The organism is Pseudomonas sp. KBW05 (assembly GCF_003852405.1).
Lineage (GTDB): Bacteria > Pseudomonadota > Gammaproteobacteria > Pseudomonadales > Pseudomonadaceae > Aquipseudomonas.
In genome coordinates this window covers 151779-168987 of sequence record NZ_QAJM01000022.1, presented here as the reverse complement: position 1 = coordinate 168987, position 17209 = coordinate 151779, and the positions used below count along the sequence as shown (strand labels likewise).

The following is a 17209-nucleotide window of genomic DNA, read 5'->3' as shown; positions in this document are numbered from 1 at the left end:
GATACAGGCAAGATAAAGGCCTGCACGTCAGAACACAGGATGCTTACCGTGACCGAAGCTTTTGTTGTCGTTCAATCCGCCGAAGAAGCCGTGGACCGGCTGGCGGCTCTGCATGAGCGTGCTACCGGCGCACTCAACCAAGCCCTCAAGCAATACCTCAAAGACCGCGTCGAACCCGACGCCGAACAACGCGCGCTGTTTCGCTACCCGGAACTGCGCCTGACCTACCACTGCCACGGCGAAGTCCCACAGACTACCCGGGCATACGCCAAGGTCCAGTTGCCGGGGACCTACAGCGTCACCGTCACCCATCCCGCCGCGTTCCGTAAGTATCTGCTGGAGCAACTGGTGCCGTTGATGCACGACTTCACCGTGACGGTGGAAGTGGGCGTCAGCCAGCAGAACATCCCGTACCCGTACGTGGTGGAGCAGGGCGACGAACTGGCCGGCTCCGGCGTGACCGCCGCGACCCTGGCCCGCGTGTTCCCGAGCACCGACCTGTCGGCCGCCACCGATGGCATCGCCGACGGCCTCTACGACTGGGAAAACACCGACCCGCTGCCCCTGGCGCTGTTCGATGCCGCCCGCGTGGACTTTTCCCTGCGCCGCCTGGTGCACTACACCGGCAGCGACTGGCGCCATGTGCAGCCGTGGATCCTGCTGACCAACTACCACCGCTATGTGGACCAGTTCATCCTGCATGGCCTGGAACAACTGCGCAGCGACCCGCGCTTCATCCGCATGGTGCTGCCGGGCAACGTGGTGATCGACAAGAGCATGGATCACGGCGAAGCGTCGGCGATTGCGGCGGGCGTGGTCTGGCATCGCTACCAGATGCCGGCCTATCACTTGCAGGCCACTGATGGCCACGGCGTGACCCTGGTGAACATCGGTGTCGGCCCGTCCAACGCCAAGAACATCACCGATCACCTGGCTGTGCTGCGTCCGCATTGCTGGCTGATGATCGGCCACTGTGGCGGCCTGCGCCAATCCCAGACCATCGGTGACTACGTACTGGCCCACGCCTATATGCGCCGCGATGGGATTCTCGACCGGGTGGTGCCGCCGAATATCCCTATCCCGGCCCTGGCCGAAGTGCAAATGGCCTTGCAGCAAGCGGCGGCCAACGTCACGGGCGAAAAAGGCGAAGAGCTGAAAAAACGCCTGCGTACCGGCACCGTGCTGACCTACGACGACCGTAACTGGGAACTGCGCTGGGCCCAGGAACGGCCGCTGATCAACCTGTCCCGCGCCGTGGCGGTGGACATGGAAAGCGGCACCATCGCCGCCCAGGGTTATCGTTTGCGTGTGCCGTATGGCACGTTGCTGTGTGTCTCGGATAAACCGCTGCACAGCGAGATCAAGCTGCCGGGTTCGGCCAACGCGTTCTATGAGCGTGCGGTGAGCCAGCACTTGAAGATCGGCATCGAGGCGGTGGATCTGCTGCGCACCGAACTCAACTCGCTGCACTCGCGCAAACTGCGCAGCTTCGACGAGCCGCCGTTCCGCTAAGCGGTTGGGATGGTCATTTAACGGTCAGGCCACTAGCATTGTCGGTCCTGACTGTTAGATGTACCGAAGCCATGTCCCGTCCCACCCGTCCCGATTCGCGCCGCCCTGGCGTGAAACCCCCATATTCCGCCGCGCGTCGCGTTGCCAAGGCTCCGCCGGCCGAGCCGAAGCTGATCCTGTTCAACAAGCCATTCGACGTGCTGACCCAGTTCAGCGACGAAGGTGGGCGCGCGACCCTCAAGGATTTCATCGACATCCCCGGCATCTACCCGGCGGGCCGCCTGGACCGTGACAGCGAGGGTTTGCTGCTGCTGACCAACGATGGCCAGTTGCAGGCGCGGATTGCCGACCCCAAGCACAAGCTGGCGAAAACCTATTGGGTGCAGGTGGAAGGCGAACCGAGCGAAGAACAACTGCAACGCCTGCGTGCCGGTGTGGAACTCAACGACGGCATGACCTTGCCCGCCGAAGCCCGGCAGTTGGCCGAGCCCGATTTATGGCCGCGCAACCCACCGGTGCGCTTTCGCAAAAGCGTGCCCACGTCGTGGCTGGAGTTGGTGATTCGAGAAGGGCGCAACCGCCAGGTTCGGCGTATGACGGCGGCAGTGGGCTTGCCCACTTTGCGCCTGGTGCGTGTGCGAATTGGCGATTGGACGATCGACGGCCTGGACCAGGGCCAGTGGAAGGAAGTGCCGGCGCGCCTATAGGGCGCCGGACTCGATCAGGCCGATCACCACGCTCTTGATGATGAACGCGGCCACACCCAGGCCCAGCACGAAGAACAGGATGAACGAGCCAAAGCGCCCGGCCTTGGACTTCTTCGCCAGGTCCCAGACGATAAAGCCCATGAAAATGATCAGAATGGTGACCAGGCCGGTCATCATCCATTCTTCGAAGAGGGCGGGGTCGATGTTGTTCATGGGGGGCTTCCGACAGGGCAGGCGGGCAAGTATACGGCAGCGTTACAGACGCAACATTGACCTGGATCGAAGTGCAATCCAAATGTGGGAGCGGGCTCCCACAGGGGATCTTCATTGTGTTTGAGATCAGGTGCGCAGGTGAGTCAGGGGTAGCTCGGTGCTGTTGAGTACTTGGTTGAGCACAAAGCTCGACCGCACGCTGGTCACGCCATCAATGCGCGTGAGATGTCCCAGCAGCAATTTCTGATAGTGATCCATATCCGGCACCACCACCTTCAACTGATAGTCAGCATCCATCCCGGTGACCAAACTGCATTCCAGCACCTGGGGCAGGGTGCGGATCGCTGCTTCGAAGTTCTCGAAACGCTCCGGTGTGTGCCGGTCCATGCCGATCAGCACGTAAGCGGTGAGGCTCAGGCCCAGCATCTTGCGGTCGAGCAGGGCAACCTGGCGGGCGATGTAGCCGTCGTCCTCCAACTGCTTGACCCGGCGCGAGCACGGCGATGGCGACAAGCCGATGCGTTCGGCCAACTCCTGGTTGGAGATCCGCGCGTCACGCTGCAATTCCGCCAAAATACTCAGGTCGTATCGGTCAAGCTTGCTCATTGGGTTGGCCTTTGTCGTAACTATTGCGGCGAATTATCTATGAAGGGTTAAAAATTGCGCAAGCACTGTTTATTGACGCAATCTTCGCAATCATCTGCCGGGCGCTGGCGGGTATCTTTATCAACAGAATCACCGCCTGGACAACAGTCCACAGCAGCCCGCCCAATCAGGTGCGCTGCGGCCGCCACCCCAGCAGGGTTGAGCCGGCCTCCAGGCTGCACACTGTCCACAAGACGGCGTGAGGTGAGCCAACGTCAAAAGCGTTGAGCCAGGACGAAGTTCTCAAGGGGTGGCCGACGGGTCACCCCTTTTCTTTTGCCTGCGAAAATGTTTCTCGTGACTGATAACCTGTCCGAGAACCGGGCCGTGCTTTTCCAGTCTCATGGATAGGCCCTAATCCGCAGTGAGGAATAGCATGAAGCGCATCTGGCGTTTGACAGGTGTAGGTTTGCTGATGGTCACCGTTGGCGCGCAAGCATTGGCCGACGAGCGTGATAACACCCCACGGCCTGAAGGCGGGGGGCAGCATGAGCGCGGCCAGGGCGGCGGCCGACAGCAGGGCAATGAACCGCCACGCCAGCAGAACAACGCGCCACGGCCTGAAAACAATCAGCCACGGCCGGAGAACAATCAGCCTCGCCCGCAGAATCAGCATTTCGAACAGCGCGGTGGCCAGAACGACCATTGGCAGGGGCGTCAGCCGGGCAATGAGCCGAGTCGGCCCGTGCAACCGCAGCCGTCGAACAACCTGCCGATCCAGAGCCGCCCCGACACCGTGCGCCAGACCCAGGAACCGCGCCAGGGTTACTACCGCGACATCCCCCGCCGCAACGACGGCAATCAGCACTGGGAGGTCGGCGGCCCTGGCTCGCGTCCCGGCAACAACGGCGGCTACAACAATAACCGCCCTGGCGACAACCGCTGGCCAGGCCGCCCCGACGGGCACGGCAATGGCTGGGGCCCTGGCCCGCAGCATCGCCCTGGGTACGTGATCGACCGCTTCCCCGACCGCAACTACCGCGTGCCTTACCGTGGCCAGGACTACTTCTTCTCCGGCGGCTACTGGTATCGCCCGCAGGGCCCGCGTTATGTCGTGGTGACGCCACCGTACGGCATCCGCGTGCAATACCTGCCGGACTACGCGCGGGAAGTGTGGGTGGGCAGCGCGCTGTTCTTCCTCGCGGCCGGTGCTTATTACACCTATGAAAGCAGCTCCCAGCAGTACGTGGTGGTGCAACCGCCCACGCAAGTGCCCGCGCCACAACCGGCGCCGCAGGGTAATGGCTATGACGTGGTGGCCTATCCCGCCAACGGCCAGTCACCGGCCCAGGTGCAGCAGGACGGTTATGACTGTTATCGCTGGGCCGTGCAGCAAAGCGGCTTCGACCCGCAACAAGTCACCTACGCCCCCGACCCGGCGGTGGTGCAAACCTACCGCCAGGCCCAGGGCAACTGCCTGAGCAGTCGCGGGTATCAGGTGCAGTACTAGGCCTTGTTTCCCGTGACCACTTCCCGCGGGTCGGCGTGCACCAGCACTTCGGCGCGCGGGTAGGCGTTATGGATCGCATCGGCGGCCTGGTCGCTGATGGCGTGGGCCACCGACAGCGTCAATTCCCCCGGCAACTCCAGGTGCAACTGCACAAACCAGTGGTTGCCCGAGATGCGCGTGCGCAAGTCGTGGGCGCCGAGCACGCCGGGTACGCTGCGGGCCAGTTCCAGCATGTGCTGGCTGACGTCTGCCGGCAGCTCTTCATCCATCAACACTGCAAAGCTTTCCCGGGCGATCTGGACCGCACTCCACAAAATGTAGGCGGCGATGCCCAGGCCGAACCACGCATCCACCTGATGAAAACCCAGGCCGGCAATCACCAGCGCCACCAGGATGCTGCCGTTGAGCAGCAAGTCCGAGCGATAGTGCAGCGAGTCGGCCCGCACCGCGTTGGAGCCGGTTTCGCGGACCACCCGGTGTTGCAGCATCAGCAACGCCACCGTCAGCACCAGCGAAAAAATGATCACGCCAATGCTTAGCCACGGCGCGCCGACCGGTTCCGGGTGCTGCAAGCGCTCATAAGCTTGCAGCGCGATCAACACCGCACTGCCGCCGATAAACAGGGCCTGGGCCATGCCCGCCAGTGACTCCGCCTTGCCGTGGCCGTAACGGTGATCGTCATCGGCCGGGCGCAGGGCGTAGTGCACCGCGATCAAGTTCAGCAGCGAGGTGACGCCGTCCAGCAGCGAGTCGGTCAACCCGGCGAGCATGCTCACCGAGCCGCTGAGCCACCAGGCGATGGCCTTGGTGATAATCAGCGCGCAGGCCACGCCGACCGAAGCGCGGGTGGCCAGGCGCAGGAGCCTGGCGTGTTCGGGGCTGCTGGTCATAGACGGGTCGAATCCTTAGGCGGCGGGTTGCAGGCCGAGGGAGGCGAGTTGTTGCACGCTGCCCTTGAACTGGATCATGCGCGGGTCGTCCAGCGGAAGGGTGTGGCCGGTTTCTTTCTGGATGATGGTTTGCAGCTTGGCGTTATCGACCTTGCCGTCGGCGCCGATGGCTTCGTGCAGTTTCTCTGGCGCAACCTGCGCGGTCTTGCCCGGTTCGAAGTAGATCGCACCGGTGGCGAAGTCCACGCCAAAGGCGATCAGGCCAGGGATCACGTAGAACAACAGGCCCACGGCGTCGAGCACGGCAATCGTCGGGTCGATCTTGCCGTCGATCTGGCCACGGCGATCCGGGTAGAAGATCGAACCGCAGGCCGTCAATTGGCTCAACAGGGTGACGGTAAGGACACCGCCGAGGACACGGGAAGCGATACGCATGGGGAAATCTCCTGAATACGATTGATACGGGACTATAAGCGACGAAGATCCAATGTGGGAGCGGGCCAGCTCGCGAAAGCGGTGGATCAGTCGGTACATCTGTTGACTGACACTCCGTCTTCGCGAGCAAGCCCGCTCCCACACAGGCCAGCTCCCACCTTTGATTGCATTCACAATCGAAGTGGGCGGCGTTTCTGAGACCAGCACCGGCACTCGGCCGTTCGCCGTTATACTCGCCGCTCTGCTTTGGAGCCAGTATGAATTCGTTGCCGATCGATGATGTTTTACCCGCCCTGCGTGACGCCTTGGCGAATCGCCATGAAGCCGTGCTGGAAGCACCACCCGGTGCCGGTAAAACCACCCGCGTGCCGTTGGCGTTGTTGAATGAGCCGTGGCTGGCCGGGCAAACCATCCTGATGCTCGAACCCCGCCGCCTCGCCGCCCGCGCCGCCGCCGAACGGCTGGCCAGTGAACTGGGGGAAAAGGTCGGTGAAACCGTCGGCTATCGCATCCGTCTCGACAGCAAAGTCGGGCCCAATACGCGCATCGAAGTGGTCACCGAAGGCATCCTCACCCGCCGCTTGCAGGACGACCCGGTGCTGGACGGCGTGGGGCTGCTGATCTTCGACGAGTTCCACGAGCGCAGCCTCGACGCCGACCTCGCGCTGGCCCTGAGCCTCAACGGCCGCGACCTGTTTCGTGATGAGCAGCCACTGAAAATCCTGCTGATGTCCGCCACCCTTGAGGGCGAGCGCCTGTCCGGCTTGCTCGACAACGCGCCGATTCTGCGCAGCGAAGGGCGCATGTTCCCGGTGCAGATACGCTGGGGGCGGCCGTACCAGGCCGGAGAATTTATCGAGCCGCGCCTGGTGCAGACTATCCTTGAAGCGCTGCACGACGAAACGGGCAGCGTGTTGGTTTTCCTACCGGGTCAGGCCGAGATTCGCCGGGTCAACCAGCAACTGGCTGACGCCCTCGGTGAACGCACCGATGTGCTGCTCTGCCCGCTGCATGGCGAGCTCGACCTCAACGCCCAGCGCGCGGCCATCGACCCGGCGCCCGCCGGCAAACGTAAAGTGGTGCTGGCCACCAACATCGCCGAAACCAGCCTGACCATCAACGGCGTGCGCGTGGTGATCGACGCCGGGCTGGCGCGGGTGCCGCGCTTCGACCCGGGTAGCGGCATGACCCGCCTCGACACCCAGCGGATCTCCCGCGCCAGTGCGACCCAGCGTGCCGGTCGGGCCGGGCGCTTGGAGCCGGGGGTGTGTTACCGGTTGTGGTCCGAAGACCAGCATGAAGGCCTCGCTGCGTATGGCAGCGCGGAAATCCTCGCTGCCGACCTCGCCGGCCTGGCCTTGCAACTCGCACGCTGGGGCGTCACGCCCACACAACTGGTGTGGCTGGATGTGCCGCCCACCGCGGCGTATGCCCAGGCGCAGGATCTGCTGGTGCGCCTTGGTGCCTTGAATGACGACAAACTCACCGCCCACGGCCAGAAAATGGCCGAGCTGCCGGCCCATCCGCGTATCGCCCATTTGCTGTTGCGCGGGCAGGATCTGGGCCTGGCGACCACGGCATGTGATGTTGCGGCGCTGCTGGGCGAGCGCGATATCTTGCGCGGTGGCGGGGCGGATTTGCACAGTCGCTTGGCGCTGCTGTCCGGCGAAGAACGCGCGCGCGGTACCCAAGGCGGCGTGCAGCGGGCCAAGCAATTGGCGCGGCAATACCGTGGCTATCTAAGAGGCAAGGCCACGCAAGCGGTGGCCGACCCCGATCACCCGCGCTGGCTCGGCGCCTTGCTGGCGCTGGCCTACCCGGACCGCGTCGCCCAGCAACGTCGCCCCGGTGGCGCCGAATATCGCCTGGCCAATGGTCGCGCGGCACTGTTCGCCGAGGCTGATAGCCTGATGAAACAAGCGTGGCTGGTGATTGCCGACCTCGGCAGCCGCCAGGGCCAGCGTGAAGAACGCATCTACCTCGCGGCGGACTTTGATCCGGCGCTGTTCGACACGGTGCTCGCCGAGCAGGTGCGCAACGTCGACCAACTTGACTGGGACGAACGCGAAGGCGTGCTGCGCGCCGAACGCCAGCGCAAAGTCGGCGAGCTGGTACTGAGCCGCGAGCCCCTCACCGGCCTCGACGAAGCCGCGCGTAGCCAGGCGCTGGTCAACCTGGTGCGGCGCAAAGGCCTGGAATTACTGCCGTGGACACCCGAGCTGCGTCAATGGCAAGCCCGCGTCATGCTGCTGCGCCATCTCGATGCCGGCAAAACCAGCGAATGGCCTGACATCAGCGACGGCGCCTTGCTCGCCGGCCTCGAACATTGGCTGATGCCTTATCTGGGCAAAGTCTCGCGTCTGAGTCATTTTGCCAACCTGGATATCTCCAGCTTCCTGCACAACCTGTTGCCCTGGCCGCTGCCCCAGCGCCTCGACGAACTGGCGCCGCAACATGTGAAAGTGCCGTCGGGCTCATCGGTGCGTCTGGATTACAGCGAACAGCCGCCGATTCTGGCGGTGCGCCTGCAGGAATTATTCGGCTTGGCGGATACGCCGCGTATTGCCGGCGGGCGCCAGGTGGTCAAGTTGCACCTGCTGTCCCCGGCGCGTAGGCCGGTGCAGGTGACGCAGGATTTGGCGAACTTCTGGCGCAGTACCTACGCCGAGGTGAAGAAGGATCTGAAGGGGCGGTATCCGAAACATTATTGGCCGGATGATCCGCTGGTGGCCGAAGCGACGGCCAGGATCAAACCCCGAAAGCCGTAACGATGAAGATCAAAATGTGGGAGCGGGCTTGCTCGCGAAGGCGGCGTGCCAGTCGATGCATGTGTTAACTGATCCACCGCATTCGCGAGCAAGCCCGCTCCCACAAAAGCCAGCTCCCACTGGACGTTATTGCGCGGCGGGCAACAGGAACCGCGCAATCACCGGCAAATGGTTGGAAATACGCAACGTATCGTCCTGCCGCACCCTGGCTTCCACCCGCTTGATGCGCGGGCTGTAGAAAAGGTAATCCAGCGTACGATCCGGGCCATCGATGCTCGGATCATTGGGGAAATTCGTCAGCCATTTCTCCCGGTCAATGCCACTGGACTGGCTGTTACTCGGGATCATCGGGTATTTATCCCACAGCAGATGCAACTCGCTGTCTGGCGAATACTGCCCGCGTTTAGCCGCGTCCAGGCGTAGGAATTGCCCCAGCGGCAGCAGGTTGAAATCCCCACCGATCAACCAGGGTGTGCCCCGGCCTTCGAATTTATCCAGTAGCTTGAGCGTGGCTTGCACTTGCGCTTGCACGGCACTGCGCCCAGGCGCGTTGCCGTCCAGGCGGGTGTTGAGCACGGCCAGTTGGCCGCCGTCGCTCAGCGGCAGGTACGTCAGCAGCAGGGCCGGCTTGGGTTGGAACTGGCGGCTGAGGATATTGGCCTCGGGCGCAGGCAATTGCAGACGTTCGGCGTGTTCGATCTGGTAGCGGCTGAGGGTCGCCAGCTTGCGGCCGACGCTGCCGAAGATGTGCCGGTCGGGGACGAAGTCGGCTTTCCAGTCGAAGGCCTGGGCGCTGCATGGGTAGAGGTCGACCAGGCGTTCCTGCAGCAAGGCAAGCTGGTCTTGGTAGTGGGACGGTTTGGCGTTTTCGTCGAGTTCTTGCAACAGCAGGATGTCGGGTTGTTCGTCGCGGATCACCCGAGCTACTTCGTCGAGGCTGAAGGCCATGTCTTCGACGGTGGGGCGCTCATCCGGGCCGCTGCCGTCGGCGGTGTCGTACCAGAAGACGTAGTTCTTGCCGGCGAGGTATTGCACGTTCCAGGTCATGACCTTGAGCGCCTGCCCCGGCAGCAGGGTCGGCGCACGCGGTGCGACGCAGCTGACGGGCAGGGTTTCCTTGGGTTCGGGGCGCCAGGTCAGGCTGTAGATCAGGGCGGTGAGCAGGCCTGCGCTGATCAGCAGGCCCAGCAGGGTGATGCGCAATAAACGGGTCATCGGCTCGGCTTATGGCGTTTCAGAGATGGCACGGAGCATATCACCGCGCGTCGGCATCGCCACCGATCAGCATGAATAAACGGAACAACACCACGCTGGTGAACAGTTGCAGGAAGCTGTGGGCGCTGTCCATCACCAACCCGAGCAGCGGCGCCGGCGTGGGGTAGGCCGCGACACTGGCACCCTTGAGCAGCCACAGCGGCGCCATCACGCTCAGCAGGCACACGAGGATGCGCCAGAAATGCCCACGGGTCAGACGCAAGCTTTCCTTCATCGCTTCCAGTGCCGACATGCCGCGCAGTACCAGCAGGTATTCGGCAAACGCCAGCACCACCATCAACCACAGCCCCGGCAGGAAATACAGTGACAACCCCAGCAGGATCAACAGCGTGCTCATGGCCGTCAGCAGGGCAAAGCGCGGCCACAGGGTCAGGGCCATGGCCCATACATCCTTGGTGCGCGGCGACTCGCCACGGGTGCGGGCGTCGAGAAACAGGATCAACGCACCGGTGTACAGCGGGTACACCAGCAACCCCACCACCACGCTGTAGCCGGGGAACGCATCCGCGCCCAGCGTGTGGTCGAGTACCTGTTGCAGCAGGGCTTCGAGGATCACCAGCGGCAGGCACAACTGGACGATGGCGCCCAGGTTGCCGAGGGTGAAACGAAAGGAGTCGCGCAGCACGTCTAACGGATTCATCAAGTTCTTCGCAGGCCTGAAAGCAAGGGCGACACTTTAACCGATCGTGACCTTTGGGACGCAAACGTAAACCTTGCGTAAAGACCATTGAAACAACTCGTAACACCCCCATAACTAGATCGCACTCAGCCTGACGTCAGGCGAGGCCACGATTTTTACCGGCAATCTAACGAGGTCGCCATGAACAGCGAAGAGCAAACCCTGATCGATGGACTGTTTTCACGGTTGCAACAAGCCGAAACGGACTCAGCCCCCCGCGACGCCCTGGCCGAAGCGCGGATCAAGGAGCACATGACGCGCCAACCGGCGGCCGGGTACTACATGACCCAGTCGATCCTGGTGCAGGAACATGCGCTCAAGAGCCTCGACGCGCAGAACAAGCAGCAGGCGCAACAGATCCAGCAGTTGCAGGAAGAGTTGCAGCGTGCCAAAGCCCAAGCGGCACCCGCCGCAGCGCCGAGCAGCGGTGGCTTCCTGTCGAGCATCTTTGGTGGCGGCGGTTCCCGTGAACAGCCACCGGCCCAGAGCGCGGCGCCATCGTCGGGTGGCTGGCGTGAGCCGACGCGTCCGTCGTTCAGCCCGCCGCCTGCGCCGCAACAAAGTTATCAACAGCCTCCCGCCGCCGCGCCGGTGGGTAGCGGCTTTCTCGGCGGCGCGATGAAAACCGCAGCCGGTGTGGCCGGTGGTGTGTTGCTGGCCGAAGGCATCAGCAGCCTGTTCCATCACAACCAGCAGCCGCAGGTGGTGGAAGAAATCATCGAACAACCGGCACCGGCCAGCGATCAAGGCGGCTGGGGCAACGACGACCAGAAGTTTGCCGGCAACGACAACTGGGGCAGCAACAACTCGGACAGCTTTGCCGACAGCGATTATTCCGACGATTCATTCACCGATGGCGACGACGATTCCTTCGTCTGACCCTCCCAAGCCCGGCGCGCTTCGTCGCGCCGGGCTGATTTTTCTCGGAAACGCCCCCATGGCTGGCATACTGGCGCCTTTGCGGGCGTGCGCGCCCGGCATCCAAGTGGCTGTCATGGGGAAGTGCGGTGAAGAAAATTGCAGTGTTCGCCGATGTACAAAACCTCTACTACACCGTGCGCCAAGCGTATGGCTGCCACTTCAACTACGCCGCCCTGTGGGCTGACATCAGTTCACGCGGGCAGATCGTCGAGGCGTACGCCTATGCCATCGACCGGGGCGACAGCAAGCAGCAGCAATTCCAGCAGATCCTGCGCAACCTGGGCTTCACGGTAAAACTCAAGCCCTACATCCAGCGCAGCGACGGCTCGGCCAAGGGCGACTGGGACGTGGGCATCACCCTCGACATCATGGACGCCGCCGACCATGTCGATGAAATCGTCCTGGCTTCGGGCGACGGTGATTTCGACATGCTGCTCGAACGCATCATCAACAAACATGGCGTCGAAGCCGTGGCCTACGGTGTGCCCGGGCTGACGGCCAATTCGCTGATACGCGCCGCCAGCCGCTACGTGCCGATCGAAGGCGCGTTGCTGCTCAAATAAATGGTTAGACGGAGTTGGAACAGGTTTGGAACGTATAGCGGTCATCGACTTTGAAACCACCGGCATCAGCCCCAGCAGCCAGTGCCGCGCCACGGAAATCGCCGTGGTCATCCTGGAGCGCGGCCAGATCGTGGACCGCTACCAGAGCCTGATGAAAACCGGCGTGCACGTGCCCGCGTTCATCGAACAACTCACCGGCATCAGCAACGCCATGCTGCGCAGCGCGCCACCGGCGGAGCGGGTGATGAACGAGGTCAACGAATTCGTCGGCACTACGCCGCTGCTGGCGCACAACGCCGCGTTCGACCAGAAGTTCTGGGACTTTGAACTGGGTTTGATCCGCCGTACCCGTTTGCAGAAATTTGCCTGTTCGTTGCTGCTGGCGCGGCGGCTGATGCCTTCGGCGCCGAATCACAAGCTCGGCACGTTGAACACCTTTGCCCAACTGCCCCACACCGGTAAAGCTCACCGGGCGATGGCGGATGCGGAAATGGCAGCCAACCTTACGGCGCATCTGGCGCAGGAGCTGCGGGGGACGCATGGCTTGCGTGAACTGTCCCATGACTTGCTGTGCAGCTTGCAGAAAGTCCCTGCGGCAAAAATCACCGAACACCTGAAGAAACATCGCGGCTTCTGACCCCACCACAATTCCAAGCACACAGAAGATTCAAATGTGGGAGCGGGCTTGCTCGCGAAAGCGGTGGATCAGTCGCCGGATATATTGACTGACACACCGCCTTCGCGAGCAAGCCCGCTCCCACAGGGGTTATGTGTCGTTCATCGAGACTGTGTGCAGTCCAGCGCCTGATCCACGACCACCTTCGCCATCTCCACCAAATGCATCACTGCCCGCTGCTGCACATTCATTGATTCTGCCGATGAGTGCGCTGTCTCCACCGCGCAATGCAGTAAATCCGCCGCATGGGCGAGGGCGTCTTCGAAGCTCAGGTTGTCATTCAGGATGAAGCTTGGCGCATCCGGGGCGGAGGCTTTGAGGTAGTAGTCGATGGCTCGGCGGTTGAGTAGGGCGTCTTCGCTGAGAAAGCGGGGTGGATCGGGGGTGACTTTGATCATGGTGTAACTTCTCCGTCAGGTTAAGAAGCTGCAACCGTTCGCTTGCACACGAATTTAGGGTGGCAGCAGTACGCGGGTGTGCAAGACCGTGACGGTGTCCGGTAGATCCGAAGATCTCCCGCGTACAGCTGCCATAACGAACTAACGCCAGGAGTAAAAGCAGGCGTTGGGAGCTAAGGCTGTTGCGTATTGCCGTCGTCGGACTTGCACGTCCGTTCACCGAATATTCGATGACTGGGCGAGACTAGCTAACCGATCCGACGGAAACAAGGCCGTGGAATTGTCTAGGAAACATCCTGCGAATGAAAGAGATGGGGCTTGCTGGCCACTTAAATACTGGGCTTTTGAGCCGACTTTAAATCGCCATCAGAATTGTCGGTAGGCAAAGTCTGGTCGTGCCCTCAGACCCTTCTTTTTTCTCACCACCTGCCACATTAGATTTTTGGTGTTTTCAGGCGATGAGTGCCATCACTGAAGCTGGCGATCCCGATCCGCCCTCAAGCGCCAATACACCAATCACCAATGTCGCGCCTTTAGCCGGCAACTGATCCAGGTTGGTCAAACACTCAAGCACAATCCCATTCCCCGCCAACACCGCATGGTTCGTCGCAAACGTGCTGCTCTGCCCCGGATCAACCCCGTGGGTGTCAATGCCTACCCCGGCAATCTGACGCTGCTCCAGCAAAAAACCAATCGCCGCTTCGCCAATCCCGGGGAAGTGCGAGCCCTGTGCGTCCTGGCCGAAAAACGCTGTCGGATCATTCCAAAGATGCTGCCAGCCGGTGTACATCAGCACGACGGAACCGGCTTCGATGAGCCCATGCTGGCGCTCCCAGTCTTCAATATCCTGCACGCTGATTTCGTAGTCCGGAGTGCTCTGGGCCCGAACGTCGATCACCACCGCAGGCCGCACCAGGTCTTGCGGTTGATAACCTTCGATTCCCATCCCCTCAGCAAAGAAGCTGTTCGGCGCATTCATGTGAGTGGCGCTGTGTTCGCCCATGCTGAAACGGCGTAGGAAATAACCGTCCTGTTCCAACGACGCGACGTCTTCGAATTCCACTGGCGGATCCCCGGGCCACAGCGGAATGCGCGGGCTGATCGGATGGCTGAGACTGACGACTTTACCCACCATTTTTAACCTCCAACTGCGCCAACGGCACCCGCCGCTCTATCGCACTCGACAAGATGATCGAGGTCTTGCTGAACCCAAACTTGGCGACCCGGTTAATCAGGTTCTCCAACTCCGGCATCGAGCCCACCGCCGCTTGCATGATCACGCACGGATCGCCCGTCACCCGATGGCATTCCGTCAGCTCGGGGATTTCCGCCAGGGCGTCATACACCTTCTGGCTGCCGTGATTGGTCAATCGCAGTTCAATCACACACTGAATCGGCAAGCCGACCTTGGACAGATCGACCTTGGCCTGATACCCGGTGATCACCCCGCTGGCCTCCAACTTGGCCACCCGTTCAGCCACGGCCGGTGCCGAGAGGTTCACCGTGCGTGCCAGTTGGGCGTAGGACGCACGGCCGTCTTCGAGCAGGGCGCTGAGGAGCATGCGGTCGTATTTGTCCATGATAAGGCTCCAGTCACGCGTGGCTTTCGAAAGCATGGGTTATAGCCTTCATAACCATGCTTTGAAAAGTGTATGGGCGGTTTAAACAGGTTTTGTAACTTATGTTTAAGGGCCTGCCTTTTTAGAATAAGCATCCCATCTCCTGCCATAGAGCCACCCAATGCCTGGCCCAAGTCGCTTTCCCTTACCGTTGATCGCCGCCTTTTTTGCGTTGTATGTGATCTGGGGTTCCACCTACCTGGTGATCCGCATCGGCGTGGAGTACTGGCCGCCACTGATGCTCGGCGGGATTCGCTTTTTGGCGGCGGGGGCGGTGATGTATGGCTTTCTGCGCTGGCGCGGGGTGCCGGCGCCGACGTGGGAGCAGTGGAAGGCGTGCGCGAAGATCGGCATCTTGCTGCTGACCTTCGGCAACGGCGCGGTGACGTTGGCCGAGCATTCCGGGGTGTCGTCCGGGGTGGCCGCGCTGGCGGTGGCGACGGTGCCGTTGTTTACCTTGCTCTGTGGATATTTCTGGGGTGCACGTAATACCCGTCTGGAATGGGCGGGTGTGATCCTGGGGATTGCCGGCATCGCCATGCTCAATATGGGCAGCACCTTGCAATCGAGCCCGATGGGCGCAGCTTTGTTGCTGTTCGCGGCCGCTTCGTGGGCGTTCGGTTCGGTGTGGAGCCGACGCTTGCCGTTGCCCCAGGGCGCAATGGCCAGTGCGGCGGAGATGCTGGTGGCGGGCGTAACGCTGCTGATCGGCAGCGCGCTGACCGGTGAACGCTTGCAAGCGATGCCGCCGCTGGAAGGCTGGCTGGCCCTGGCTTACCTGGCCGTGTTCGGTTCGATCATCGCCTTCAACGCCTATATGTACCTGCTCAAACACGTCCGTCCGGCAGCGGCGACCAGTTATGCCTATGTGAACCCGGCGGTGGCGGTGTTGCTCGGGATTGTGTTCGTCGGCGAGACCATCGGCATGGAGGAAGCCCTGGCGATGCTGGTAATCATCAGTGCCGTCCTGCTGATCAGCCTGCCCCAGTGGCGCAAGCCCAAGCCCGAAATAAGGTAAACTGCGGCGCATTGCGTGCTTGCGCTGAATTTTCCTACGGTAACTACATGACTTTCGCCTCCCTTGGCCTGATCGAACCCTTGCTGCGCGCCCTTGAGACGCTCGGCTACCAGACCCCGACGCCGGTGCAGGCGCAAGCCATTCCGGCGGTATTGGCCGGTCGCGACCTGATGGCTGCGGCTCAGACCGGTACCGGCAAGACCGCCGGTTTCGCCCTGCCGCTGCTGCAACTGCTGACCATGGAAGGGCCGAAAGTCGCCGCCAACTCGGCGCGTGCACTGATCCTGTGCCCGACCCGCGAGCTGGCCGAGCAGGTTCACGCCAGCGTCGCCGAATATGCGCAAAACCTGCCGCTGACCACCTACGCGGTGTATGGCGGCGTAAGCATCAACCCGCAGATGATGAAGCTGCGCAAGGGCGTCGACATCTTGGTCGCCACCCCTGGCCGCCTGATCGACCTGTTCCGCCAGAACGCGCTGAAGCTTAATCAGCTGCAAACCCTGGTGCTGGACGAAGCCGATCGCATGCTCGATCTGGGCTTCTCCGAAGAACTGGCGAACATCTACCGCATGCTGCCGAAAAAGCGCCAGACCCTGCTGTTCTCCGCGACCTTCTCCGATGATATCCGCCTGCTCGCCCGGCAGATGCTCAACGACCCGCTGAGCATCGAAGTCAGCCCGCGCAACGTCGCCGCCAACACCGTGAAACAGTGGGTGGTGCCGGTGGACAAGAAGCGCAAGCCAGAGCTGTTTGTGCACCTGATGCGCAAGGGCCGTTGGAAGCAGGTGCTGGTGTTCGCCAAGACCCGTAACGGCGTGGACGCGCTGGTGGACAAGTTGCAGGGCCTGGGCATCAACGCCGACGGCATCCATGGCGACAAACCCCAAGCCACGCGCCAACGTGCGCTGGACCGCTTCAAGACCAGCGAAGTGCAGATCCTGGTGGCCACCGACGTGGCAGCCCGTGGCCTGGATATCGAAGACCTGCCGCTGGTGATCAACTTCGACCTGCCGATCGTGGCGGAAGACTACATCCACCGTATCGGTCGTACCGGCCGTGCGGGCAACACCGGCGAGGCAATTTCCCTGGTGTGTGCCGATGAAGTGAACATGCTGTCGGCCATCGAGATGCTCACGCGTCAGACGTTGACCCGCAAGATGGAGCCGGACTTCGAACCGGAGCACCGTGTGCCGGACACCGATGCCAGCGGGCAGGTGGTGAAGAAGCCGAAAAAGCCGAAGAAGCCAAAAGCATCGGGTGGTGGCGGCAAGCGCAACCTGGGCAAGTGGGTGGACAGCGGGGAAGTGGCGCCGTCGGAGCCTTCGATCAAGCCGGTGCGCAAGGTGCCGGTGTTTAATACCGGGCCGCGTAAGAAGAAGTGATTTTTCGGTGGGGCTGATGGCCCCTTCGCGAGCAAGCCCGCTCCCACATTTTGACCGC

At 62.2% G+C, this 17209-nt stretch carries 18 protein-coding genes; 9 read left to right on the top strand and 9 right to left on the bottom strand.

Annotation, left to right across the window (positions count from 1 at the left end):
• Window positions 1–39 precede the first annotated feature (39 nt).
• Together amn and DBR46_RS21665 are read left to right on the top strand one after the other, a co-directional pair.
• A complete protein-coding gene (gene amn / locus DBR46_RS21670) occupies window positions 40–1512 on the top strand; it encodes an AMP nucleosidase (protein WP_177414105.1) in 1473 nt (490 codons plus the stop codon).
• A 71-nt stretch (window positions 1513–1583) separates the two neighbouring features.
• Complete coding sequence (locus DBR46_RS21665) at window positions 1584–2219, top strand: pseudouridine synthase (protein WP_124527838.1); 636 nt, start codon at window positions 1584–1586, stop codon at window positions 2217–2219.
• Here the strand turns inward: DBR46_RS21665 and DBR46_RS21660 are convergent.
• Together DBR46_RS21660 and DBR46_RS21655 are read right to left on the bottom strand one after the other, a co-directional pair.
• Entirely contained in the window at window positions 2214–2423 is a 210-nt protein-coding gene (locus DBR46_RS21660; protein ID WP_025999909.1) for a DUF2788 domain-containing protein, read from the bottom strand. The genes DBR46_RS21665 and DBR46_RS21660 overlap by 6 nt on opposite strands.
• A 135-nt stretch (window positions 2424–2558) precedes the next feature.
• Window positions 2559–3038 carry an Lrp/AsnC family transcriptional regulator gene (locus DBR46_RS21655; protein WP_017735654.1) on the bottom strand — a complete coding sequence of 160 codons (480 nt, stop codon included), beginning with the start codon at window positions 3036–3038 and terminating at the stop codon, window positions 2559–2561.
• A gap of 415 nt (window positions 3039–3453) precedes the next feature.
• Here DBR46_RS21655 and DBR46_RS21650 point away from each other — a divergent pair, with 415 nt between their 5' ends.
• Window positions 3454–4527 (top strand): DUF6515 family protein, encoded by a 1074-nt coding sequence (locus DBR46_RS21650; protein WP_124527837.1) that lies wholly within the window; start codon window positions 3454–3456, stop codon window positions 4525–4527.
• On the opposite strand, the gene DBR46_RS21645 is transcribed toward DBR46_RS21650, so the two are convergent.
• Window positions 4524–5417: a cation diffusion facilitator family transporter gene (locus tag DBR46_RS21645; protein ID WP_124527836.1), complete on the bottom strand. Its 894-nt coding sequence runs from the start codon at window positions 5415–5417 to the stop codon at window positions 4524–4526. The genes DBR46_RS21650 and DBR46_RS21645 overlap by 4 nt on opposite strands.
• Before the next feature lie 15 nt (window positions 5418–5432).
• Complete coding sequence (locus DBR46_RS21640; protein WP_124527835.1) at window positions 5433–5852, bottom strand: polyribonucleotide nucleotidyltransferase; 420 nt, start codon at window positions 5850–5852, stop codon at window positions 5433–5435.
• A 257-nt stretch (window positions 5853–6109) separates the two neighbouring features.
• Here DBR46_RS21640 and hrpB point away from each other — a divergent pair, with 257 nt between their 5' ends.
• Window positions 6110–8620 (top strand): ATP-dependent helicase HrpB, encoded by a 2511-nt coding sequence (gene hrpB / locus DBR46_RS21635; RefSeq protein ID WP_124527834.1) that lies wholly within the window; start codon window positions 6110–6112, stop codon window positions 8618–8620.
• Window positions 8621–8746: 126 nt separating this feature from the next.
• Here the strand turns inward: hrpB and DBR46_RS21625 are convergent, their stop codons facing one another.
• Both DBR46_RS21625 and DBR46_RS21620 read right to left on the bottom strand, forming a co-directional pair.
• On the bottom strand, window positions 8747–9835 hold the full coding sequence (locus DBR46_RS21625; protein ID WP_124527833.1) for an endonuclease/exonuclease/phosphatase family protein: 1089 nt from the start codon (window positions 9833–9835) through the stop codon (window positions 8747–8749).
• 40 nt (window positions 9836–9875) lie between these two features.
• Window positions 9876–10535: a YciC family protein gene (locus DBR46_RS21620; protein ID WP_124527832.1), complete on the bottom strand. Its 660-nt coding sequence runs from the start codon at window positions 10533–10535 to the stop codon at window positions 9876–9878.
• Window positions 10536–10715: 180 nt separating this feature from the next.
• Here DBR46_RS21620 and DBR46_RS21615 point away from each other — a divergent pair, with 180 nt between their 5' ends.
• From DBR46_RS21615 to DBR46_RS21605, 3 genes are all read left to right on the top strand, one after another.
• Window positions 10716–11453: a DUF2076 domain-containing protein gene (locus tag DBR46_RS21615; RefSeq protein WP_124527831.1), complete on the top strand. Its 738-nt coding sequence runs from the start codon at window positions 10716–10718 to the stop codon at window positions 11451–11453.
• Between the two features lie 128 nt (window positions 11454–11581).
• Complete coding sequence (locus DBR46_RS21610; RefSeq protein ID WP_124527830.1) at window positions 11582–12058, top strand: NYN domain-containing protein; 477 nt, start codon at window positions 11582–11584, stop codon at window positions 12056–12058.
• A 25-nt stretch (window positions 12059–12083) separates the two neighbouring features.
• Window positions 12084–12695, top strand: a complete 612-nt coding sequence (locus DBR46_RS21605; protein ID WP_124527829.1) for a PolC-type DNA polymerase III — start codon at window positions 12084–12086, stop codon at window positions 12693–12695.
• Between the two features lie 140 nt (window positions 12696–12835).
• Here DBR46_RS21605 and DBR46_RS21600 read toward each other — a convergent pair whose 3' ends face one another.
• The 3 genes from DBR46_RS21600 to DBR46_RS21590 form a co-directional block, all read right to left on the bottom strand.
• Window positions 12836–13132 carry a DUF3077 domain-containing protein gene (locus DBR46_RS21600; RefSeq protein ID WP_124527828.1) on the bottom strand — a complete coding sequence of 99 codons (297 nt, stop codon included), beginning with the start codon at window positions 13130–13132 and terminating at the stop codon, window positions 12836–12838.
• Window positions 13133–13583: 451 nt separating this feature from the next.
• Window positions 13584–14267, bottom strand: coding sequence for a cyclase family protein (locus DBR46_RS21595; RefSeq protein WP_124527827.1), 684 nt, complete (start codon window positions 14265–14267; stop codon window positions 13584–13586).
• Window positions 14257–14712 (bottom strand): Lrp/AsnC family transcriptional regulator, encoded by a 456-nt coding sequence (locus tag DBR46_RS21590; RefSeq protein WP_124527826.1) that lies wholly within the window; start codon window positions 14710–14712, stop codon window positions 14257–14259. Before DBR46_RS21590 ends, DBR46_RS21595 begins: the two co-directional genes overlap by 11 nt.
• A 160-nt stretch (window positions 14713–14872) precedes the next feature.
• On the opposite strand from DBR46_RS21590, the gene yedA reads away from it, so the two are divergent.
• Together yedA and DBR46_RS21580 are read left to right on the top strand one after the other, a co-directional pair.
• Window positions 14873–15769, top strand: coding sequence for a drug/metabolite exporter YedA (yedA, locus tag DBR46_RS21585; RefSeq protein WP_124527825.1), 897 nt, complete (start codon window positions 14873–14875; stop codon window positions 15767–15769).
• A 47-nt stretch (window positions 15770–15816) separates the two neighbouring features.
• Complete coding sequence (locus tag DBR46_RS21580; RefSeq protein WP_124527824.1) at window positions 15817–17151, top strand: DEAD/DEAH box helicase; 1335 nt, start codon at window positions 15817–15819, stop codon at window positions 17149–17151.
• Window positions 17152–17209: the final 58 nt, after the last annotated feature.

Bases quoted from the DNA above. Each gene is read 5' to 3' on its own strand.
- amn (WP_177414105.1), top strand. From the start codon at position 40: ATGCTTACCGTGACCGAAGCTTTTGTTGTCGTTCAATCCGCCGAAGAA.
- DBR46_RS21665 (WP_124527838.1), top strand. From the start codon at position 1,584: ATGTCCCGTCCCACCCGTCCCGATTCGCGCCGCCCTGGCGTGAAACCC.
- DBR46_RS21655 (WP_017735654.1), bottom strand. From the start codon at position 3,038: ATGAGCAAGCTTGACCGATACGACCTGAGTATTTTGGCGGAATTGCAG.
- DBR46_RS21650 (WP_124527837.1), top strand. From the start codon at position 3,454: ATGAAGCGCATCTGGCGTTTGACAGGTGTAGGTTTGCTGATGGTCACC.
- DBR46_RS21645 (WP_124527836.1), bottom strand. From the start codon at position 5,417: ATGACCAGCAGCCCCGAACACGCCAGGCTCCTGCGCCTGGCCACCCGC.
- DBR46_RS21640 (WP_124527835.1), bottom strand. From the start codon at position 5,852: ATGCGTATCGCTTCCCGTGTCCTCGGCGGTGTCCTTACCGTCACCCTG.
- hrpB (WP_124527834.1), top strand. From the start codon at position 6,110: ATGAATTCGTTGCCGATCGATGATGTTTTACCCGCCCTGCGTGACGCC.
- DBR46_RS21625 (WP_124527833.1), bottom strand. From the start codon at position 9,835: ATGACCCGTTTATTGCGCATCACCCTGCTGGGCCTGCTGATCAGCGCA.
- DBR46_RS21620 (WP_124527832.1), bottom strand. From the start codon at position 10,535: ATGAATCCGTTAGACGTGCTGCGCGACTCCTTTCGTTTCACCCTCGGC.
- DBR46_RS21615 (WP_124527831.1), top strand. From the start codon at position 10,716: ATGAACAGCGAAGAGCAAACCCTGATCGATGGACTGTTTTCACGGTTG.
- DBR46_RS21600 (WP_124527828.1), bottom strand. From the start codon at position 13,132: ATGATCAAAGTCACCCCCGATCCACCCCGCTTTCTCAGCGAAGACGCC.
- DBR46_RS21595 (WP_124527827.1), bottom strand. From the start codon at position 14,267: ATGGTGGGTAAAGTCGTCAGTCTCAGCCATCCGATCAGCCCGCGCATT.
- DBR46_RS21590 (WP_124527826.1), bottom strand. From the start codon at position 14,712: ATGGACAAATACGACCGCATGCTCCTCAGCGCCCTGCTCGAAGACGGC.
- yedA (WP_124527825.1), top strand. From the start codon at position 14,873: ATGCCTGGCCCAAGTCGCTTTCCCTTACCGTTGATCGCCGCCTTTTTT.
- DBR46_RS21580 (WP_124527824.1), top strand. From the start codon at position 15,817: ATGACTTTCGCCTCCCTTGGCCTGATCGAACCCTTGCTGCGCGCCCTT.